Source organism: Thiomonas sp., assembly GCF_034007205.1.
GTDB lineage: Bacteria > Pseudomonadota > Gammaproteobacteria > Burkholderiales > Burkholderiaceae_C > Thiomonas.
Window position 1 is genome coordinate 220,201 of the sequence record NZ_JAVERI010000003.1, and the last position, 19,008, is coordinate 239,208.

20 protein-coding genes and 3 pseudogenes are annotated in these 19,008 nt (G+C 64.5%); 10 read left to right on the top strand and 13 right to left on the bottom strand.

All coding sequences use genetic code 11. The features are described 5' to 3' along the window. Positions 1-50: 50 nt before the first annotated feature. Together RBR52_RS04090 and RBR52_RS04095 are read left to right on the top strand one after the other, a co-directional pair. Positions 51-1,964: an ATP-binding cassette domain-containing protein gene (locus RBR52_RS04090; RefSeq protein WP_320375923.1), complete on the top strand. Its 1,914-nt coding sequence runs from the start codon at positions 51-53 to the stop codon at positions 1,962-1,964. Continuing rightward, positions 1,954-2,433, top strand: a complete 480-nt coding sequence (locus RBR52_RS04095) for a PGDYG domain-containing protein (protein WP_320375924.1) — start codon at positions 1,954-1,956, stop codon at positions 2,431-2,433. Before RBR52_RS04090 ends, RBR52_RS04095 begins: the two co-directional genes overlap by 11 nt. A gap of 12 nt (positions 2,434-2,445) precedes the next feature. On the opposite strand, the gene RBR52_RS04100 is transcribed toward RBR52_RS04095, so the two are convergent. From RBR52_RS04100 to RBR52_RS04140, 9 genes and pseudogenes are all read right to left on the bottom strand, one after another. Beyond that, positions 2,446-2,829: a hypothetical protein gene (locus tag RBR52_RS04100; protein ID WP_320375925.1), complete on the bottom strand. Its 384-nt coding sequence runs from the start codon at positions 2,827-2,829 to the stop codon at positions 2,446-2,448. Between the two features lie 191 nt (positions 2,830-3,020). Next, entirely contained in the window at positions 3,021-3,881 is an 861-nt protein-coding gene (thiD, locus tag RBR52_RS04105; protein WP_320375926.1) for a bifunctional hydroxymethylpyrimidine kinase/phosphomethylpyrimidine kinase, read from the bottom strand. Next, positions 3,878-4,534: a thiamine phosphate synthase gene (thiE, locus tag RBR52_RS04110; RefSeq protein WP_320375927.1), complete on the bottom strand. Its 657-nt coding sequence runs from the start codon at positions 4,532-4,534 to the stop codon at positions 3,878-3,880. The genes thiD and thiE overlap by 4 nt, the downstream gene beginning before the upstream one ends. Next, the gene (thiM, locus tag RBR52_RS04115) at positions 4,527-5,354 is read right to left on the bottom strand and encodes a hydroxyethylthiazole kinase (protein WP_320375928.1); all 828 of its coding nucleotides are present in this window, start codon (positions 5,352-5,354) and stop codon (positions 4,527-4,529) included. The genes thiE and thiM overlap by 8 nt, the downstream gene beginning before the upstream one ends. Positions 5,355-5,411: 57 nt before the next feature. Then, on the bottom strand, positions 5,412-5,882 hold the full coding sequence (gene rlmH / locus RBR52_RS04120) for a 23S rRNA (pseudouridine(1915)-N(3))-methyltransferase RlmH (RefSeq protein ID WP_320375929.1): 471 nt from the start codon (positions 5,880-5,882) through the stop codon (positions 5,412-5,414). A 39-nt stretch (positions 5,883-5,921) separates the two neighbouring features. Beyond that, positions 5,922-6,692 carry a ribosome silencing factor gene (gene rsfS, locus RBR52_RS04125; RefSeq protein ID WP_320375930.1) on the bottom strand — a complete coding sequence of 257 codons (771 nt, stop codon included), beginning with the start codon at positions 6,690-6,692 and terminating at the stop codon, positions 5,922-5,924. A gap of 6 nt (positions 6,693-6,698) precedes the next feature. Then, a complete protein-coding gene (gene nadD / locus RBR52_RS04130; RefSeq protein ID WP_320375931.1) occupies positions 6,699-7,322 on the bottom strand; it encodes a nicotinate-nucleotide adenylyltransferase in 624 nt (207 codons plus the stop codon). Further along, complete coding sequence (gene hemF, locus RBR52_RS04135) at positions 7,319-8,248, bottom strand: oxygen-dependent coproporphyrinogen oxidase (RefSeq protein WP_320375932.1); 930 nt, start codon at positions 8,246-8,248, stop codon at positions 7,319-7,321. The genes nadD and hemF overlap by 4 nt, the downstream gene beginning before the upstream one ends. 299 nt (positions 8,249-8,547) lie before the next feature. Continuing rightward, a pseudogene (locus RBR52_RS04140) lies at positions 8,548-8,664 on the bottom strand (transposase); the annotation flags it as partial. Between the two features lie 115 nt (positions 8,665-8,779). Here RBR52_RS04140 and RBR52_RS04145 point away from each other — a divergent pair. The 3 genes and pseudogenes from RBR52_RS04145 to RBR52_RS04155 form a co-directional block, all read left to right on the top strand. Next, a pseudogene (locus RBR52_RS04145) lies at positions 8,780-9,352 on the top strand (IS21 family transposase); the annotation flags it as partial. A gap of 263 nt (positions 9,353-9,615) precedes the next feature. Then, on the top strand, positions 9,616-9,825 hold the full coding sequence (locus tag RBR52_RS04150) for a hypothetical protein (RefSeq protein WP_320375933.1): 210 nt from the start codon (positions 9,616-9,618) through the stop codon (positions 9,823-9,825). Between the two features lie 28 nt (positions 9,826-9,853). Beyond that, positions 9,854-10,597 carry a ZIP family metal transporter gene (locus RBR52_RS04155; RefSeq protein ID WP_320375934.1) on the top strand — a complete coding sequence of 248 codons (744 nt, stop codon included), beginning with the start codon at positions 9,854-9,856 and terminating at the stop codon, positions 10,595-10,597. A 37-nt stretch (positions 10,598-10,634) separates the two neighbouring features. Here RBR52_RS04155 and RBR52_RS04160 read toward each other — a convergent pair whose 3' ends face one another. After that, a complete protein-coding gene (locus RBR52_RS04160; protein ID WP_320375935.1) occupies positions 10,635-11,426 on the bottom strand; it encodes a hypothetical protein in 792 nt (263 codons plus the stop codon). A gap of 101 nt (positions 11,427-11,527) precedes the next feature. Between RBR52_RS04160 and RBR52_RS04165 the strand changes: the two genes are divergently transcribed. The 5 genes from RBR52_RS04165 (at position 11,528) to RBR52_RS04185 (ending at position 16,932) form a co-directional block, all read left to right on the top strand. Next, positions 11,528-12,901: an IS1182 family transposase gene (locus RBR52_RS04165; protein ID WP_320375936.1), complete on the top strand. Its 1,374-nt coding sequence runs from the start codon at positions 11,528-11,530 to the stop codon at positions 12,899-12,901. 1,212 nt (positions 12,902-14,113) lie between these two features. After that, positions 14,114-14,422, top strand: a complete 309-nt coding sequence (locus RBR52_RS04170) for a hypothetical protein (protein WP_320375937.1) — start codon at positions 14,114-14,116, stop codon at positions 14,420-14,422. An 81-nt stretch (positions 14,423-14,503) separates the two neighbouring features. Next, positions 14,504-15,112 carry a DJ-1/PfpI family protein gene (locus RBR52_RS04175; protein WP_320375938.1) on the top strand — a complete coding sequence of 203 codons (609 nt, stop codon included), beginning with the start codon at positions 14,504-14,506 and terminating at the stop codon, positions 15,110-15,112. A 292-nt stretch (positions 15,113-15,404) separates the two neighbouring features. Continuing rightward, entirely contained in the window at positions 15,405-16,394 is a 990-nt protein-coding gene (locus tag RBR52_RS04180) for an SDH family Clp fold serine proteinase (RefSeq protein WP_320375939.1), read from the top strand. An 85-nt stretch (positions 16,395-16,479) separates the two neighbouring features. Continuing rightward, positions 16,480-16,932, top strand: coding sequence for a hypothetical protein (locus RBR52_RS04185; protein ID WP_320375940.1), 453 nt, complete (start codon positions 16,480-16,482; stop codon positions 16,930-16,932). 211 nt (positions 16,933-17,143) lie between these two features. Here the strand turns inward: RBR52_RS04185 and RBR52_RS04190 are convergent. The 3 genes and pseudogenes from RBR52_RS04190 to RBR52_RS04200 form a co-directional block, all read right to left on the bottom strand. Continuing rightward, positions 17,144-17,374 (bottom strand): annotated as a pseudogene (locus tag RBR52_RS04190) (transposase); the annotation flags it as partial. 193 nt (positions 17,375-17,567) lie between these two features. Beyond that, entirely contained in the window at positions 17,568-18,563 is a 996-nt protein-coding gene (locus RBR52_RS04195) for an ImmA/IrrE family metallo-endopeptidase (RefSeq protein WP_320375941.1), read from the bottom strand. Next, positions 18,560-18,907, bottom strand: a complete 348-nt coding sequence (locus RBR52_RS04200) for a helix-turn-helix transcriptional regulator (protein ID WP_320375942.1) — start codon at positions 18,905-18,907, stop codon at positions 18,560-18,562. The genes RBR52_RS04195 and RBR52_RS04200 overlap by 4 nt, the downstream gene beginning before the upstream one ends. Positions 18,908-19,008 lie beyond the last annotated feature (101 nt).

Sequence of the window (19,008 nt, forward strand, 5' to 3'; positions counted from 1 at the left end):
TCGACCGGCTGGCACAATGTGCGTCCATTCTTTCGCAAGCCGAGCTGCGCATGGCCGTCCTCTCCGTTTCTGATTTGTCGCTCGCCTTCGGCCATGTGGCCCTGCTCGATCACGCCGCGATGGCGCTGGAGGCGGGCGAGCGCGTCGGCCTGATCGGTCGCAACGGCACGGGCAAGTCGTCGCTGCTGCGCATTCTGGCCGGGCTGGAGCCGCCCGACGACGGTCTGGTGCAGGTGCAGCAGGGCCTGCGCCGGGTGTATGTGCCGCAGGAAGCCGAGTTCGACGCCGATGCCACCGTGTTCGACGTGGTGGGCGAAGGCGTGGCCGAAGCCCGCGCCCTGCGCGACCGCTTCGAGCAACACGCGCCGGACGACGACCTCGACGCTCTGCAGACCCGCATCGAACTGCTCGACGGCTGGAATTGGGAAGCGCGGGTCGATCAAACCCTGCAGCGCCTGCAACTCGACGGTGCCATGCGCGTGGGCAGTCTGTCCGGCGGGATGCAAAAGCGTGTGGCGCTGGCGCAGGCGCTGGTGGCCGCGCCCGATATGCTGCTGCTCGACGAGCCGACCAATCACCTCGACCTCGACGCCATCGCCTGGCTGGAGGAATTGCTCACCGGTTTTCGCGGCAGCCTGATTCTCATCACCCATGACCGGGCGTTTCTCGATGATGTGGCGACCCGCATTGTCGAACTCGATCGCGGCAAGTTACGGAGTTATCCCGGTAATTTCGCGGCTTATGAGGCGCGCAAGGAGCAGGAACTCGCCGATGAGGCGGTGATGAACGCGCGCGCCGACAAGCTCTTGGCGCAGGAGGAGGCGTGGATCCGCAAGGGCGTGGAAGCGCGGCGCACCCGCAGCGTGAGCCGCATCAGCCGGTTGGAGGCGCTGCGCAGCCAGCGGGCGGCGCGGCGTGAATCGCTCGGGCGAGTCAAGCTCGATGTGGATGGCGGGCAGTCCAGCGGCAAGATCGTGGCCGAGCTGCAAGGTGTGAACAAAGCCTATGGCGAACGTGTGCTGGTGCGCGATTTCTCCGCCACCATCCTGCGTGGCGACAAGGTGGGTCTCATCGGACCCAACGGCGCGGGCAAGACCACGCTGCTCAAGCTCATTCTGGGCGAGATCGAACCCGATGGCGGGACGGTCAGGCAGGGCACGCGCCTGCAGGTGGCGTATTTCGACCAGATGCGCGCTGCGCTCAACCCCGAGGCGACGCTGGCCGACACCATCAGCCCGGGCAGCGAATGGGTCGAAGTGGCCGGGCAGCGCAAGCATGTGATGAGCTATCTGGGCGATTTCCTGTTCTCGCCTGCGCGGGCGAACTCGCCCGTCAAGTCGCTCTCGGGTGGTGAGCGCAACCGCCTGCTGCTTGCCCGCCTGTTCGCCCGCCCGGCCAATGTGCTGGTGCTCGACGAGCCGACCAACGATCTGGACATCGACACCCTCGAACTGCTGGAGCAGTTGCTGCAGGACTTTCCCGGCACCGTGTTTCTGGTCAGCCATGACCGGCGCTTTCTCGACAATGTGGTCACCAGCACGATCGTCAGCGAATCCACCGCGGGCGACCCGGGCCGCTGGCGCGAGTATGAAGGCGGCGTGACCGACTGGCTCACCCAGTCGCAGCGCGCCCGCGCCTTGCAGTCGCAGTTGAACAAGTCGGCTGCAGGCAGTGCAGGCAAGCGTGGGGCATCGCAGTCCGCAGCGGCGCCCGCACAGGCGACTCCTCCCACGGCCCCGGCCAGGCGCAAACTGAGCTACAAGGAACAGCGCGAGCTGCAGGAACTGCCCGGCCGCATCGCCGCGCTCGAGGCGGAACAGAAAGCGCTGTCCGATCAATTGGCCGATCCGGCAACTTATGCATCGGTTGCTGCAAATATCAGCGAGATGCAGGAGCGTTACGCGCAGATCGATGAAGAACTGCTTCACGCGCTGGAACGCTGGGAGGTGCTCGATGGCAAGTGATGCGACCCGCAAGTCTGCTCAAGATGCGCAGCCGTTCCTGCCGGGCGATGTGGATCTGCGCCACGACCCTTTGGCGGCTGCCTACATCAAGCACGAGACCGTACAGGTACGGTTTGCCACGGCTGCTGGTGAACTGCGCAGCCGGGAAGGACCGAATCGCTATGGCGCGGGCGACGCCATCGTCACCAGCGCCACCGGCGACCGCTGGAGTGTGTCGCGCGCCCGTTTCGAAGCCCGCTACCAACCCCTCGAGGCGATATCGATGGGGCAGGATGGTACCTACGTCAACCGGCCCATCCCGGTACTTGCGCGGCAAATGCCGCACGCGTTCCGCATGGCCCGCAGCGCAGGCGGCGATCTGCTGCATGGCAAGCCCGGCGACTGGTTGCTGCAATACGCGCCGGGGGATTACGGCGTGGTCGAGCAGGGGCGGTTTGCGCAGGTCTATCGGAGAGTCGCGGGTGCTTGAATGTTGGCTGATTCAGGGTTTCGCTGCGCCGCCTGGCCCCATCCCTCCACCGCCAGGTCCCATCCCTCCACCACCGGGGCCCATGCCTCCACCTGGACCCATCCCCTGATGCATGCCTTGCGCGGGGGGCACTTCGGGTAGCTGGACGCCGCGCTCCTTGGCGCGTTCCTGCATCAGCTTGTGATGTTCCGCCCGGATCTGTTCGCGCTGCTCGGCGGTTTTCGCCTCGCGCATCTTGAGTCGATATTCCTGACGTTCCTTTTGCGTCATCAACTGGCTGCCGTAAATGGTTTCCTGTTTTTGAGTTTGGGCATAGGCCGAGCCTGCTGCCAGCCCTCCACCTGCAAGCAGGATGCTCAGAGATAGAGCGCTTAAAAAGGGTTTCGTGGACATCATGGCAAACTCCCAAAAAAGTTCTGAGCCAAGTTTGACTCGAGATGAGGCTAAGCGTTTGTGAATCGCATAGATTGATGTATATCAATAAATCGAGATAACTTACTGTGGGGTCGATCATGCGCCCGCACGAGCACAGGACCGCAGTGAGAGCGCATGGCTCCAGCCGGTTTTGCGAGACGGCCCGGAACAGCTTAAAGCGGTAGCCGCCGGGTCGCCCGTGGCGCGTGGCCGTGATCGAGCGGGCCGTGACCGTGGCCGAGCTGCATGTCGGCCCCGGCGCGCAGCGCCTGGCGCACGTAGTCGCGGCCCAGCGCCACGGCCTCGGCCAGCGGCGCGCCCAGGGCGAGATGGCAGGCAATCGCCGAAGACAGGCTGCAGCCGGTGCCGTGGGTGTTGCGCGTGGGGATGCGGGTCGCTTCCCAGCGCAGCAGGCGGCCGTCGGGCAGACGCAGCAGGTCGGTGAGTTGCGGGCCGCACAGGTGGCCTCCCTTGAGCAGCACGGCGTGCGCGCCCAGATCATGCAGTCGATTCGCCGCGCCCTCCAGCGCGTCGGCGTCTATGGCGTTCAATCGCAGCAGCCAGGCCGTTTCGTCGAGGTTGGGGGTGATCAGTGTGGCCAGGGGGAAAAGCGTATCGACGAGCCGGTCCACGGTGGATGCGGTGATCAGCTTGTCGCCGCTGCTGGCGACCATGACCGGGTCGAGTACCACCTGGGCGAAGCGGTGGCGGCGGATGGCGTTGGCCACCACCTGCACCACGCCTTCGTCGTGCAGCATGCCGATTTTCACCGCATCCACGCCGATGTCTTCGACCACCGCGTCGATCTGCTGCGCGAGCAGCTCCGGCGGCAGTGCGTGAATGGCGCGCACGCCCAGCGTGTTCTGCGCGGTGATGGCGGTGATGGCGGTCATGCCATAGCAGCCCAGCGCGGCGATGGTCTTGAGGTCGGCCTGGATGCCGGCGCCGCCGCCGCTGTCGGAGCCGGCGATGCTCAGCACGCGGGCGTAGCGCGCCGTCGGGACGATGTCAGGCTGAGGTTCTTTCGGGGTCATCGGAGAGCGGGTCGGTCGGTGAATTGGCGCAGCGCGCGGGCCGTGGCGGCGGGGTCGGGCGCGGCGCACAGCGCCCGCACCACGGCCAGGCCATCGGCGCCCGCGCGCATCACCTGTGCGGCGTTGTCGAGATCGATGCCGCCGATGGCGACGAGCGGCAGCCCGGTCAGCGCCCGCAGTGCGCGCAGACCATCGAGGCCCAGCGCGGGTGCGGCGTCGGACTTGCTCGGTGTGGCAAACACCGGGCTGACGCCGAGGTAATCCACCGGCAGCCCGGCGGCCGCGCGCACCTGCTCGGGGTTTTCGACCGACAGGCCGATCAGGGCCTGCGGCATCCAGCGGCGCACTTCCTCGGGCGGCATATCGCTTTGGCCGACATGCACGCCGTCCGCACCCGCGGCCAGCGCCACATCGAGCCGGTCGTTGATGATCAGCGGCACGCCCAGCGGTGCCAGCAGGCTTTTCAGCGCGCGGGCGCGTTCGACGAAAAGCCGCGTGTCCAGATGCTTTTCGCGCAATTGCACGCAGGTGGCGCCGCCGCGCACTGCCTCGGCGGCCACGGCCTGCACCCCGCGCGGGCCGCACAGCGCGGCATCGGTGACCAGGTGCAGCCGCAGCACGGCAAGCGGCCAGCGCGGGCGTGGCTCATTCATCGTGGTGCAGCCTCAGCCGGGCTTTGAAGGTCTGGGCGTCGAGCAGTTGCAGACCGTCGAGCAGGGCGATCTGCATCTGGCCGACGCCGCGGCCCTGTGCCCGCACCTGCTCGGCGGCGACCTCGCCGACCACGCCGAGGTAGGCCATCGCCGCCGTGGTGGCGTGGAATGCGTCGGCCTGTACCGCACAGAACGCGCCGGTCAGCGCGCTGGCCGAGCAGCCTACGCCGGTCACGCGCGTCATCCAGACATGCCCGTTGGACAGGCGCGCATGGCGGCCATCGGGCGCGAGGATGTGGTCGGTGACGCCGCTGACGCAGACGACTGCGCCGAGATGCGCCGCCAGTGCCTGCGCCGCGTGTAAGGCATCGTCCGACGCAATGGCGCTGTCGACTCCGCGAGTGGCGCTCTGGACCCCGGCGACGCTGAGCACCTCCGAGGCGTTGCCGCGCAACACCGTGGGGCTGCCCGCGGCAAGCAGTTGCGCGATGGCCTGGTTGCGGTAGGGCGTGGCTCCGGCGCCCACCGGATCGAGCACGACGGGAAGGCCGCGCGCGCGAGCGGTCTGCAGCGCCATGACCATCGCCTCGATCCACTCGGGCGACAGCGTGCCGATGTTGAGCACCAGGGCCTGAGCGATGCCTGCCATGTCGCGCACTTCTTCGCGGGCATGCGCCATCACCGGCGCGGCGCCCAGGGCCAGCAGGGCGTTGGCGCTGTAGTTCATCACGACGAAATTGGTGATGTTGTGCACCAGCGGTTGTTGCTGGCGCACGGCGAGCATATCGGCCCAGAGCGAGTCGGCGGTAAGAGGCGGCATGATCGGCACGAGCGAAACGGGAAAGGCGATTATCCCCCGCGCGGCGAACCGCGGCGTTCAGGCGCGGTGGTAGGGATGTCCGGCCAGCAGGCTGTGCGCGCGGTAGAGCTGCTCGGCCAGCAGCACCCGCACCAGGCCGTGCGGCAGGGTGAGGTCAGACAGTCGCAGCAAGGTGTCAGCCTTGTGTTTGATGCGCGGGGCCAGGCCGTCGGCGCCGCCGATGACCAGCACCACATCGCGGCCCTCCTGACGCCATTGCTGCAATTGCCCGGCGAGTTCCGCAGTCGTGAGGCGCTGTCCGCGTTCATCCAGCGCGATGACGCGGGCTCCGGGGGGCAGAGCGGGTTCGATGCGCTGCGCCTCGCGCTCCATCACGGCTTCGGCGCTGAGGCTGGAACTGCGCACCTCCGCCCGGATTTCCTTGAGCAGCAAGGGCGTTTCGGGCGGCAGGCGTTTGGCGTAATCGGCGTAGGCCTCATCCACCCAGCGTGGCATGCGCTGGCCCACGGCGAGAAGCCAGAATTTCATGCGTGAGAAACCGCGTCGGGTCGGCCTGCCTTGCGACGATCAGGACGCGCGCTTCCTGGCCGCAACCCGTTTGGCCGGAGCAGGAGATGCGGATTTCTTGGCGGCGGGGCGCTTGGCCGCAGTGGGGGCGGCCTTGCGCGCGGCCGGGCGCTTCGCAGCGACCGGGGCCTCGGCGGGCTGCGCCCGCTTGCGGGCCGGGGCCGCCGGGGCCGAGCGCGCGCCAGCCGCAGTGCCGACCACGCGGGTCACGCGCTTTTTCTCGGCAGCGGTTTCGCCATACGGCGAGGTGCGGGCGCGGGTGGTTTTCGCCGCGGCCTTCTTCGCCGCCGGGTGTTTGCGGGTAGCGGTCTTGCTGGCAGCCGTCTTGCGCGCTGGCGCCTTGGCTTGCGTTTCGGCTGGGTCGGGGCGGCTGTCCGGGCCTTTGGCTTCCACCCTGACGGCAGCCTTCGGACCAGCGCGCCGGGCCGCCCCGAGCTTGAGGTGAACCGGCTTGGCGCCCCACAGTTCTTCAAGTTTGTAATACGCGCGGATCGCGGGTTGCATGATGTGCACCACCGCCGCGCCGCAGTCCACCAGCACCCACTCGCCGGTTTCTTCGCCTTCGGGGTTGCGCACCTCGAATCCGGCGGCTTTCACGCTGTCGCGCACACTGCTGGCCAGGGCGCGCGTCTGGCGGTTGGACGTGCCGCTGGCGACGACGACGCGGTCGAACAGACTGGTGAGTTCTTCGGTGTTGAACACCTCGATGTCCTGGGCCTTGACGTCTTCGAGGGCGTCGACGATGGTGCGTTGCAGTTTGCGGATATCCATGCGGTTTCAGCGTGTGTAGAGATGGTGTTGTTCGATGTAGTGTGCCACAGCAGCCGGGGCCAGGTCGTGGAGCGACTCGCCGCGGGCGAGATGGCGGCGGATGCGCGTGGCCGACAGGTCGATCTCCGGCATCGACAGGCGGTGCAGACGATGCCCGCTGGCAGCCAGCGCCGCGAGCAATTGCGGCGGCGCGGTATGGTCATACCCCGGACGGCGTGCAGCGGCCAGATCGACCTGGGAGACGATGTTTTCCCAGCCATTCCAGGTCGGGAGGTTGCGCAACTGATCGGCGCCCATAATGAAAGTAAACGCCGTGTCGGGATGCGCCGCGCGCAGGGCTTGCACGGTATCGATGGTATAGCTCGGTCCCTGGCGCTTGAGCTCGATGTCGCAGGCGCGCAGGCCGGGGCGCCCGGCGATGGCCAGGTTCACCATGTCCCAGCGCTGCTGCGGGCTGGCTGCCAGCGGGTCGCGCTGCCAGGGCTGCCCGGCGGGGATGAACCAGACCTCGTCGAGTGCCAGCTCGCTGCAGGCGCTCTCGGCGAGTTGCAGGTGCGCGTTGTGGACGGGATCGAAACTGCCGCCCAGCAGACCGATGCGCCGGGAGGTCGCCTGGACGGTATCGTTCATGCAGCCGCCCAGTCCCGCGGTTTGAGAAAGACGTCGTAAAGCTGCGCTTCGCGCGATCCCGCTTCGGGATGCCAGTCGTAGCGCCATTTCGCGATGGGCGGCATGGACATGAGGATGGATTCGGTGCGCCCGCCCGACTGCAGGCCGAAGTGCGTGCCCCGATCCCAAACCAGGTTGAACTCGACATAGCGCCCGCGGCGCAAGGCCTGGAAGTCGCGCTCGCGCTCTCCATAGGGCAGGGCGCGGCGGCGTTCGACGATGGGCAGGTACGCGGGCAGGAAGGCGTCCCCCACCGCGCGCATCAGCGCGAAGCCCTGATCGAAGCCGCCCTCGCTGTAATCGTCGAAAAACACCCCGCCGATGCCGCGCGGCTCGTTGCGATGCTTGAGAAAGAAATACTCGTCACACCAGGTCTTGAAGCGCGGATAGAGGTCGCCGCCCAGCGGCGCGAGCGCGGCTTGGCAGGTGCGGTGAAAGTGCCGGGCATCTTCCTCGAAGCCGTAATAAGGCGTGAGGTCCATGCCGCCGCCGAACCACGCCACCGGCGCCCGGCCCTCGGGGCTGGCCATGAGCATGCGCACATTCATGTGCACCGTCGGTACATACGGATTGGTCGGATGGAACACCAGCGAAATGCCCAGCGCCTCGAACGGCGCCCCTGTCAGATCGGGCCGGTGCTCGGTGGCCGAAGGCGGCAGCCTGGGGCCGCGCACATGCGAGAAGTTGCAGCCGCCGCGCTCCAGCAGCGCGCCAGACTCGATCAGACTGCTGATGCCCTCGCCCTGCAGCGGCGAATCGGCAGGTCGCGTCCACGCATCGCGGCGGAACGGCTGACCGTCTGCCGCCTGCAGCGCTTCGAGAATGCGTGTCTGGAGATCGAGGAGGTAGGAGCGGACCCGTTCGATTTGCATAGATGCGGTTTGCATGACGGTGACCCCCGCGCCATGCGCCGGGCTCATTTCTGGAGGTCACAATTCTTTCACGATTGTCGAGGTGCGCTGCGCAGGAAGGCCCATGCCTGTCAGTCTCCAAGCCGATATGGCATGGGTCGCGTCCCGCGACGTGGTGTAGGTCCACAGCCCGGACAGGCTGAGCTACACGGTACTTTGCGTGCCACAGCGGACAGCCGAGTCGGGGCAGTATCGCAGAGCGACTGCAGGCCTTCAAGCTGCATATACCGGCGATGCAGCGACCCCTCATCGTTCTGCTCCATGCCGATGGCGGCGCCCACCTTCATGCCCAGCACCTCGCGCTGGCCCTCGGTGTTGACACCGACGGCGATGATGACGGCCACGCAGACGATGCGGCCGGCCTCGCGGGTCTTGACGTAGGTGGCGTCGATCTGGCGCAGCACGCCGATGTCGGCCCCCTTCTCGTCGAGCTCGTTCAGTGCGATAGTGGCGTGGGTCATCGTGGTTTCCTTCAGACAAAGTTGGTGGGTTCGCACCTCAACCTTAATCAGCTTGGCCAGCGCCCGTCGCATCGAGACCAGGGTGGCGTTGCCGTCGCAGCGGCCGCCGAGGAACTGGAGAACGCGCCAGGATCCGCTGGCCGACGTGTGGAGCAGCGAGGTCATCCCGCTGCTCGAAGCCAAGCCTGGGCTGGCGGCGGTGATGGTGCTGGAGTGCCTCCAGCGCCGCCGCCCAGACGAGTTCGATGAAGCGGCGCTTCGGACCCTGCAGCGGCGCATGCGGCAGTGGCACGCCGGGCACGGCGAGGAGCGCGAACTGTTCTTCGCCCAGGCGCATCCGCCGGGATGTCTCGGGCTGTAGGACTTCACGGTGGCCGACGAACCCGGTGTGGTGATCGCCGGCGCTGCGTTCGCACATCGGCTCTACCCGTTCGCCTTCGCGCACAGCGGCTGTCGCCACGTCAGCGTCGTGATCGGCGGCGAGAGCTTCCAGGCGGCGCTGTGGATGGCCGGCGGCGTTCCCAAGGAGCACCGCACCGACAGCCTCTCGGCGACGTTCAACAACCTGGCCGAGCAAGAAGAGTTGACCCGCAACTACGACGGCCTGTGCGCGCACTTCATCCTGTGCACAGACGGATTCCGGGCCACGATCCGTAGCGAGGAGTTGCAGGAGCTGCTCACCGAGCCTGACCCGTCGGCCGCCTGCGCGCGGTCGGAAGCCCTCGCGGCGAAACGCGGGGGGGGGCGGCGACAATGTCACCCTCGCCCTGCTCCAGCCGCGCTGGCCTGTCGCCCCATCGCAAGTGCTGGCCGCTCCATGCCGCGCTCGCCGTCGCGCTGCCTGCCCTCATGATCATGATTTTCGATAGCCCAAGACACCGCATGAAAGGTCTGCTGCGCACCCTCTTTCCGCTCTCTTCCCTGATGCTTGCCGCCTGCGTGAACAGGCCGGCAGTGAACGACAGGTCCCAGTGGGGTACCGACACCCCGGAGCCGAAGCACACCCGGACCGAATCATCCGAACTGCGCGAGATCGTCGACTGCCTGGGCGCCGGCATCCTCGTGGCCGTCATCATCGTGCTCTCGAAATGAGGGCGGGAATTCAAGCCAGGCCTGGCAGATGAGCGCGACCCACCAGGCCGTTCTCCTGCTGTCGCTGATGTCCTTCCTCACGACCGCCCTTGGCGTCGCCCTTGCCCTGTGGGTGCGCGAGAACCCGCGGGCCATTGGCGCCGGCATCGGCTTCTCCGTGGGCATCATGATCCTGATCTCGGTGCTGGAGCTGATCCCCGAGTCGACGGCGCTGATGGGGGCCGGCAAGACCCTTGCCAGCGCCGGCCTGGGCGCGGGGCTTGTGTGGGCGGCGCACCTCATCATCCCGCACATCCACCTGGTGGAGGAGAAGGGCATGGTGGACATGGCGCTCATCCGCTCCGTCTACCTCGTGGTGTTCGGCCTCGTGCTGCACGACGTCCCGGAAGGCTTCGCGATGGCCAATGCCTACGTGGCCTCCCCCGCGCTCGGCCTGCTCGTGGCCCTGGCGATCGCGCTGCACAACCTGCCGGAGGAATTCGCCATGTCGGTGCCGGCGGTGCTGACCCGGAGCAAGAGGTTTCTCTTCGGGGCCGCCCTGCTGTCCGCCCTGGCCGAGCCCGTGGGGGCCATCCTCGGGCTGGTGGCGGTCGGCCTTGCGCCCGCCCTCAACGCGCATTTCCTTGCCTTCGCCGCCGGGGCGATGATCTTCGTCTCGATCCACGAACTCATTCCGATGGCGCACCGCTACCGCCATCCCGCCATGTTTGCCCTGGGCCTGGCCGCAAGCGTGCTGGTCTATGTCCTGCTCGCCCGTTTGACCCTCGCTTAGCCTTTGGAAGCCCGCCCTGCGTTGTTGTGCCGGATCCTCAGCTCAAGGCATGGAGCGGGGCGAAATCCTCCACCCGCGCAAGTCCCCGGGCGTAGTCCGCGTGCCAGCCCTCGCGCACCGGCAGGGTCGCGTAGAGTTCCTTCCTGCGCGCCTCGAACAGCCATCGCGGGCGCCCCATGAAGTCGGCGGCACAATGGACCCTGCGGCCCGCCTCGCGCGCGATTCCCTCCATCCAGTCCTCCCCTTCCAGGGAGCGCAACAGGTGGTGATCCAGGATCAGCGTGCGCACGCCCCGCGCCAGCCGCAGGGCGTTGGCGCGGGCGCGGGCGCGCAGCCCCTCATCGAGGCCGTCCTGGTAGAGGGCGGGACCGGCGGCCAGGACCCAGTGCGCGCCCCAGCCGAGGATGAAGTCGATGGTGACCTCGTCGATCAGCTGGATGTCGGAGGCATGCAAGAAGATGCGTCCACCGAGGTCGATGCGGGTGAGCATGACGCTGCCGAAGGGCAGCCCGCCGATGCCGTGGGGCATGCCGCGGGAAAAGCGCATGGGGCCGTCGGCCAGCCCCTCGGCCACCTGGAAGCGGGGCCCCAGGAGATCCGCAAGGGCGCGTGCGCGGGCCTGGCTGGTGGGGGTCTGGCTTGCGGGCGACAGGCTCCATGCGCGCAGGGCGCCGAACCCGGGCGGCAGCTGCGAGAACGCGAGCTGGTAGGGGTTGGCATCGAGCAGCGGGACATGATCGCCGTGGAAGTGGCTGAACACCACGTCGGTGGCGCCCGCAAGGGCCTGGATGATGCGCCGCCGGACCGCCCTGCCCGCCGCGATTTGCACCGGGTGAGGACGCGTAAGTTTTTGATTTTTCTAGCAGCCTGTCGGTCTTTCCCCCGCCGAGAGCCGATAAAATTCCCCCACCCGAATCCTGCTGACGCCCCATGGCCCGCTTCCTACCGATTGACCGCGACAGCGAATATCTCTTCCCGCCCTCGGTGCAAGACTGGCTGCCCGAGACCCACCTGGCGCGCTACATCGCCAACGTCATCGAAAGCCTCGACCTCACGGCGATCGAGAAGCGCTATGCCGGGCGCGGCAGCGACGCCTACCACCCCGCCAGCCTCATGAGCCTGCTGATCTACGGCTATGCCACCGGCGTGTTCTCCAGCCGCCGCATCGAGCAGGCCACCTACGACTCCGTGGCCTTTCGCTATCTGGCCTGTAACCGCCATCCCGACCACGACACCCTGGCCACCTTCCGGCGCCGCTTTGGCGAACAGTTCCAAGCCCTGTTCGTGCAGGTGCTGCAGATCGCCCAGGCCAACCGCCTGAGCCAATTTGGCACCGTCAGCCTGGACGGCACCAAGATTCACGCCAACGCCTCGCGCCACAGTGCTCTGTCGTATAGCCATGCGAACCAGCTCGAAACCCAGCTCAAGCAGGAAGTCCAGGAACTCCTGGCCCTGGCCGAATCGGCCGACCAGAGCGAGTTGCCCGAAGGCTTGAGCGTGCCCGCCGAGATCGCCCGCAGGGAAGATCAACTCAAGGCCATTGCCGAGGCGAAAGCCAGGATCGAGGCGCGGGCGAAGGCCCGCTTTGAACGCGAGCAGGCCGAATTCGAGGCCAAGCTCAAGGCACGGGAGGAGAAGGCGGCGAAGTCCGGCAGGAAACCCGGCGGCAAGCCGCCCACGCCGCCCAGCGCGGCCCCGTGCGAGCAAGACCAGGTCAACCTCACCGACGACGCATCGAGGATCATGAAAGTCGCCGGTGGCGGCTTCGAGCAGTGCTACAACGCCCAGGCGGTGGTGGACACCGAAACGATGCTGGTGCTGGCCCCCGAGGTCACCCAGGCGGCCAACGACAAACAACAGGTCGAGCCGATGCTGGAGAAGGTCCAGGCACTGACCGAAGGGCTGAACAGCCCCGCCACCTTGCTGGCCGACGCGGGCTACCACAGCGAGAACAACGTCCAGGCCTGCATCGAAGCCGGGATCGAGCCGCTGATTGCCGCAGGCAGGGAAGGCCACCACCCGCACTGGAGGGAACGCTTCAGCGAGCCCGAACCCCTTCCCGAGGACGCCACGCCGGTGGCGCAAATGGCGCACACCCTGAAGACGCAGGCCGGCAAGCAGGCCTATGCGCTGCGCAAGCAGACGGTGGAGCCAGTATTCGGCATCATCAAGTCGGTGATGCGGTTCCGGCAGTTCCTGCTGCGCGGACTGGACAATGTCCGCAACGAATGGACGCTGGTCTGCCTGGCGTGGAATTTGAAACGCATGGCCGTATTGCGCCCGAATTCCGTCCAAAGGGCCTGAAAGACCGCTGAAAAGACCTCAAACCCGTGAAATTCATGCATCGAGAGGCCGAAATTGCTCAATAAATGTGCAAACCCGGTTTCAGTCGGGGAGATGCTCACGCGAATCAGTTCAAGTCCGACAGGCTCCTAGGAACCGAAGGTACTTCGCGTAACGGGTTTCGGCGGCGATGCGCGGGCGCGCGCGGGCCACACGAGGCCAGTGAATACACGCCCATCGGTCTCTCGATCAATTGATGCTCATATCTCTGTGCAGAGATGAGTTCCGCGCCCTAACCTGTGCCTGGTTTCGCTGGGACAGCACCGCCGCCACCAGGGCGGGCAGCGGCAGCTTGCGTCGCCGTGTGAAGGCGTTGGGCGCGCCTTAGTGACGCGCCGTCCCGGCGAAGTCCGCCGAGTGGATGTCATTGTGCAGATCCCGTAGGATGCACTGGGCGCTTGCACAGTATTGAGATCAACTAGGGAAAGACCTCGATACACGAACAAAAGCGACAAACTATATTATGGATTTTGCCACGCCAACAGGCTTAAGTTCGGTGGATTTGGGTGCGACGTAGTGCGTGGTGGGGTGCGGGTGGCGGCGTCAACCCGCCGCCTCGGAGCTCCGCCTGCGAAGTCCCCTGCGGCTGATAGGTCCACGCACGGACCGACGCGGACGGTCGTGCACTTGCCGATTTCAGTACGGCCGCCCGTTCCCGCACCCAGCCGGATGGACTGTGGAGTGACGCAACGAGACGATCTCGTCGCGCGGCCGCTCAAAAGAGGGGGTGCGCTTGCTGCGGAACGACGCCGAAGTCGCGATGATGCTCGGGTACGAGCCGAGTGCCACGCGCCAGCGGCGGCACCAGCACTCCGAGACGCTGCTGCCGTCGATGCGGATCGGGAAGGTCCGCCGCTACGATTCCGCCGAGGCGGCCGCGTCCAAGAATGCTCGAGGCAGCCCAGCGTTTGTTTATAGTGTACGCAAGCGATGCGCTCGCGCAGCTGATCGAGCAGGCGAACCGAGCGCAGCGCAGGCATGCCGGGTTCCATGGTTCCTTTATACCTGTGTTTTTGGACAGTCTATCCGTCTGGAAGCCAGTCTGCGAGCCGCTTCGCCGAGCAAGCCCTGGCCAGAATATCCCGCACGGGCCAGCTTATCCGGCAGCATCTGCGGGATACATTGCGTTAGGCATATATTAATGGGGGCAGCATGACTAGAAGTGAAAGAGCAATGCAAGTTTGGCAAATCTTGGTAGGCGCCGCGCATAACCGCCAAACCTTAACTTATGGTCACCTTGCAACACACCTTGAATTTGAAGGGGCGGGTGTATTCGCTCACATTCTTGGTTGCATTATGAAGTATTGCAAAGACAACAAATTACCACCTCTCACCTGTCTAGTCGTCAATCAAACTAGCGGCTTACCCGGTGATGGTTTGACCACGGTAGAAAACCTACCGACTGATAGAGAAGCCGTTTACAAACAGAACTGGTATGCACTTTATCCTGTTCAAATTTCTGATTTCGAGCCTTATGCCTAACTTTCGCTTCGAGAGGGACGCTCCGCCAAAAAGCCGGCTCCGCGCCCCTCAAGCTAAACGTTAAGCCAATAGACACGCAGCATGAGCAAGAGCATCGGCATTTACCTTTTCCCTGAAGTGGAGGCGTTGGACTTCGCTGGCCCATTTGAGGTGTTCACTACCAGCAGCAGAGTCCATAAGCGGCTTCATCCGGAAAAGGCAGAGCCGTTTCAAGTCTTCTCTGTTGCGGAGAACCTGGCACCGGTTCGCGCACGAGCAGGTTTACGCATCGCGCCCGACTATAAAATCAACAGCCACCCAGACATTGATGTTCTGATCATTCCTGGGGGCGTCGTCACAGACGAACTTCTCAAGCCAGAAGTCTTGCGATGGGTCTCGCGGTGCGGCAACTCATCTAAGTGGGTCGCCTCCGTGTGCACCGGTGCGTTCATCCTGGCCAAAGCTGGCGTCGTCAGCAGAGGGCGTGTCACCACACACTGGGAAGATCAAGCCGAACTCGCGGAGTTGTTCCCCGCCCTAGAAGTGATCAACGGCCCTCGCTGGGTTGAACAGGGCAGAGTCATCACATCAGCTGGCATCTCGGCCGGCATCGATATGTGCCTTTATCTTGTGGGTTGCTTGTGCACGCCGATACTTGCAGAAGCAACTGCGCGCCAGCTGGATTATCAATGGAACACAGGTCATGGCTAATCGTGTGGTCTGCTCAACACACTACAATGGTTTAACAAGTCATTCCAGCAGACCATCAAAAAGCTGCGCTTTTTGCCATCCGCTGAATTCCAACTTTAGGCACCACGGGAGAAGCAAATGCCATCACTAACTCAAGCAGAAATCGAAGGAGTATTCTCGGCCCTAGGGCTTGCCAATGACGCTTCTCGCGAAAAGTTCCGTCGCCTCGCGGCTACGGCGGAACAACAAGAGACGCCATTGTGCTTCATTCGCGTAGACGACTCATCGTCGTGGTCGGACCAAGGAGAGAAATATGCCCAGCTGGCACCAGCTACTCGAAGAGATCAAGACTAAGGGCAGCACGTTCGATGTCATTCGGCGGAAGTATCTCCAACGTCTCGAACGAGTTACTGGCCGCAATGTCATCCTGTACTACTCCGGCTGGCTGCAGAAGCCAGGAATGGTAGGTGTACAGGTTAATGACGCTGACAAGAATGGCTTCATGACTGTAATTCATGGCCTAGACCGCAAACGAGGCCTCGATCTACTTCTTCATACACCAGGGGGAGAAACCGCGGCTACAGAGTCGCTCGTGGACTATTTGTACTCGATGTTTGGCACGAACATTCGCGCCATAGTCCCCCAGTTGGCGATGTCGGCCGGCACGATGATCGCGTGTTCGGCGCGCGAGATCATCATGGGTAAGCAATCTAGCCTTGGGCCAATCGATCCGCAGTTCAGCAACCTCCCTGCGCACGGCGTTGTGGAGGAGTTCAAGCGGGCCGCCCAGGAGATTTCGGAAGACCCATCGAGGGTCGCGCTTTGGCAGCCTATCATCGCCCGCTATCATCCCACACTCATTGGTGAGTGTGAGAAAGCCATTCAATGGTCAGCGGACATGGTCCGTGAATGGCTTGTGCGAGGCATGCTCAAGGATCACGTCGATCCAGTGGCAAAGGCATCAGAGATAGTGACTGAACTCTCTGATCACGCGCTAACCAAGTCGCACGCGAGACATCTTTCCGCGGACAAGTGTAAGGCGATCGGTCTGAACATTTCAATGCTCGAAGACAACCCTCGCCTTCAGGACGCCGTGCTCACAGTGCATCATGCCTGCATCCACACACTAGGCTCCACCCAAGCCTTCAAGTTGATTGAAAACCACAAGGGAGTCGCGTTCATTCAGATAGCCCAGCAAATGATTGTCCAAGGCCCAGCGAATATTGAGCTCGTTCCTCGCTTGGAGCCACCGCCGCTCGCTGCCCCCCAAGAGGTGCCGCAGCCGGGCGAGAATGGCGCCTAACCACAACTTCGAGCGGACCGTTCACAAGCGGCGCTGCGCGCCCCTTGTGCCCGGCCCCTCAAGTTGATCGTTATACGTACAGACAATGACAGCGCCGGAAATCAAGGGATGGAGAGCGGTTGCAGGCTCCATGATCCAAGCGTCCTACGAGGTCGCGTTTGTGCTGCTGCCTGTGTTGGTCTGGATCCTCGTACTGCTTTCTCTCGGCAAGTCTCAAGATGTTAAGACCTTGGCTGCATGGCCCTTCGCGAGCCTTTCACTTTTCAGCGCAATGCTCCGTGATGGCATTTCTGCGTTCCATCAAGACACAACAAAAGACAAAGAGCAAAGAGATCTCATCGTTGTATTCGCGCTCATCGGGGTTATTCTGAGCACGGTTCTGCTTACGCTGGCCGTTATGAAATCAACCGGACAAGTCACCTATCTTTGGTCGTTCTTCTATGAAACGGTGTGGACGTTTGTAGCTATTAGCGCCCTGCTTCTATTCGTCACAAAAGCTATTCTGATTCAACGCAAAAGTTATGGTCGGTACGTATAACAAGGCGCTCCAGCCGACGGCCTTGCCTCCGCTTCGCTACGGCAAGCCCGCGGCTGAGCTGGGGCGCTAGGGAAGCGCTGAAGAAATGACCTCTTGGCCGAAGCCGTTGATGTCCATGGTCGCAAACTGCGCAAAGATCGAGCAGTTTTGGGTCGGCAGGCGCAAAAAGGGACCGAAAACCGACGGTGCACGCCGCCCTTTGTCTCATTTCTCACACTGCGGACGCACCTCGGGTGTCGAGGCGCAAAACCTGCCTGCGCGCCAGCAGCAGATTGGCCAGGGCAAACAGGGTGTGCAGTTGCGCGGTGTTCTTCGCCAGTCCGCGGTAGCGGGTCTTGCGGTGCCCAAAGAGGTTCTTCACCACATGGAAGGGATGCTCGACCTTGGCGCGGATGCTGGCCTTGATGCGCTCGGCCTGCTCGAGCAGCCGCGCCCAAGCCTGTTGGCCGGGCAAGGCGCCGCGCGAGCCGGTAGCGCGCCCTCGACGATGCCAAACACGCCGGGCGCCCTCGGTTCTTGCGCGCCGCATGCGGCTCGATCAGCGGCAGCAAAGCACCCCCCGCGGGTCCACGCACTGCATCTCCTCGAGAAACGGCACCTTGCGCGTCTTGCGCTGCGTCAGATGCAGACCCAGTTCAGATTGTTTGATCCTCACACCTTGGCCCGGCTGCATCCGCGCTGCGCCGGGACGTTGTGGGATTTTTTGAACACCATACTTGGGTGGCGGGCAGTTGCCAATCGAGTGCGTCGAGGCTGTCGCCGTCTTGCCACGACCCATCCCACGCATGCGGCTCGGCGCTCTCCAGCAGGAGCAGCGTGAGGACACGATCGCGCGCGCCGTAGCTGTGCTTGAACTCGCGCAGCTTCATGTGCGGTGCTTCTTCCGTACACCAGACCGCGGCGGACATCTCGGTGCCATCCCATTCCTGATCGACGCCGGCGTCGCCGGCCAACGTGCCCGGCAGCGGTTCCTGCGGATCGCCGTTGCGCCGGATGCGAGCCCGCGTCTTGACGGCGCTGCTGCTGCGCCATTCGTACTTCACGTAGCCGTTGTCCCAATGGACGAGGATCCCGCGCTGCGGGGTGAACTTGATGAAGCGGATGCACAGCGCCTCGAACGAAACCTGAAACCGCTTCGCGATGGCGCCGAGGACGTGCAGGTCGATGCGCTGGTGCGAAATCCAGTCGCGCAGCAGATCGCCGGGCATCAGCAGGTTGCTGGCGAACTCGTCGGCTTCGCGTTCGATGGCGCGGATGGTGTCGATGCCGGTGTGGACGCTTTCGTTGTCGCAGTTGAACCTCTGCTGCCGGCCGCGATGCAGGATGAAGTGGCCCAACTCATGGGCGATGGTGAAACGCCGGCGCTCGGGGTTGGCATTGCCGTTGTAGAAGATGCCCCACTCGGCCGCGTCCTTCGGGTTGCGCACCAGCATCCCTTCACAACTGTCGACGTCGAGCACCGCCGGCGCCTTGATCTCGCGCACACCTTTGCCGTAAGGCGTGCTCGGCAGCATCTGCCGGACGATGTCCAGATCGACGGCGTCGGGCATGCCCGTGCCGTACCACGCCCGCAGCCACTTCTGGACGGTGTTGGCGGCAATGGGGCCGGTGAGGGCCGGCGTTGCGCTCAAGTCTCCATCCCCGCTCTGGCCTTGTCGGGGAACATGATCTTGAGCGCCTGGCGGTAGCGATCCTTTTCCTCGTCCGTCATCCCGGCGTACTCGCGGAAGAAGGCCACGTCCTCTGGGCTGGCTTCGGGTGCCTGCTGCATGGGCGTGCCCATCACGTCCTCCATCGTCACGCCGAGTACCTGAGCGATTCTCTGAATCCGCTCGGCGGACGGGCGCTGGCCCTCCCTCATCTCCAGTTCCCAGATGTAGGCCTTGGTGCAGCCGACCGCGTCGGCGACCTGTTGCAGGGTCAGCTTCTTCGCCTCGCGCAAGCGCCGCAGGCGTGCTCCAAACGCCGAAGCCATGGCGATGCTCCTGTTGCGGCTCAACAGCCGGTGAATGAATCCAGGGTATCAGTATACCCGCGAGAGACATGGAAGGCTCGATGTCCTTTGTTGATTGACAA

What these genes read in the sequence shown, in the direction of transcription:
- RBR52_RS04090 (WP_320375923.1), top strand. Translation starts at nt 51, where the DNA reads ATGGCCGTCCTCTCCGTTTCTGATTTGTCGCTCGCCTTCGGCCATGTG.
- RBR52_RS04095 (WP_320375924.1), top strand. Translation starts at nt 1,954, where the DNA reads ATGGCAAGTGATGCGACCCGCAAGTCTGCTCAAGATGCGCAGCCGTTC.
- RBR52_RS04100 (WP_320375925.1), bottom strand. Translation starts at nt 2,829, where the DNA reads ATGATGTCCACGAAACCCTTTTTAAGCGCTCTATCTCTGAGCATCCTG.
- thiD (WP_320375926.1), bottom strand. Translation starts at nt 3,881, where the DNA reads ATGACCCCGAAAGAACCTCAGCCTGACATCGTCCCGACGGCGCGCTAC.
- thiE (WP_320375927.1), bottom strand. Translation starts at nt 4,534, where the DNA reads ATGAATGAGCCACGCCCGCGCTGGCCGCTTGCCGTGCTGCGGCTGCAC.
- thiM (WP_320375928.1), bottom strand. Translation starts at nt 5,354, where the DNA reads ATGCCGCCTCTTACCGCCGACTCGCTCTGGGCCGATATGCTCGCCGTG.
- rlmH (WP_320375929.1), bottom strand. Translation starts at nt 5,882, where the DNA reads ATGAAATTCTGGCTTCTCGCCGTGGGCCAGCGCATGCCACGCTGGGTG.
- rsfS (WP_320375930.1), bottom strand. Translation starts at nt 6,692, where the DNA reads ATGGATATCCGCAAACTGCAACGCACCATCGTCGACGCCCTCGAAGAC.
- nadD (WP_320375931.1), bottom strand. Translation starts at nt 7,322, where the DNA reads ATGAACGATACCGTCCAGGCGACCTCCCGGCGCATCGGTCTGCTGGGC.
- hemF (WP_320375932.1), bottom strand. Translation starts at nt 8,248, where the DNA reads ATGCAAACCGCATCTATGCAAATCGAACGGGTCCGCTCCTACCTCCTC.
- RBR52_RS04150 (WP_320375933.1), top strand. Translation starts at nt 9,616, where the DNA reads ATGAAAGGTCTGCTGCGCACCCTCTTTCCGCTCTCTTCCCTGATGCTT.
- RBR52_RS04155 (WP_320375934.1), top strand. Translation starts at nt 9,854, where the DNA reads ATGAGCGCGACCCACCAGGCCGTTCTCCTGCTGTCGCTGATGTCCTTC.
- RBR52_RS04165 (WP_320375936.1), top strand. Translation starts at nt 11,528, where the DNA reads ATGGCCCGCTTCCTACCGATTGACCGCGACAGCGAATATCTCTTCCCG.
- RBR52_RS04170 (WP_320375937.1), top strand. Translation starts at nt 14,114, where the DNA reads ATGCAAGTTTGGCAAATCTTGGTAGGCGCCGCGCATAACCGCCAAACC.
- RBR52_RS04175 (WP_320375938.1), top strand. Translation starts at nt 14,504, where the DNA reads ATGAGCAAGAGCATCGGCATTTACCTTTTCCCTGAAGTGGAGGCGTTG.
- RBR52_RS04180 (WP_320375939.1), top strand. Translation starts at nt 15,405, where the DNA reads ATGCCCAGCTGGCACCAGCTACTCGAAGAGATCAAGACTAAGGGCAGC.
- RBR52_RS04185 (WP_320375940.1), top strand. Translation starts at nt 16,480, where the DNA reads ATGACAGCGCCGGAAATCAAGGGATGGAGAGCGGTTGCAGGCTCCATG.
- RBR52_RS04200 (WP_320375942.1), bottom strand. Translation starts at nt 18,907, where the DNA reads ATGGCTTCGGCGTTTGGAGCACGCCTGCGGCGCTTGCGCGAGGCGAAG.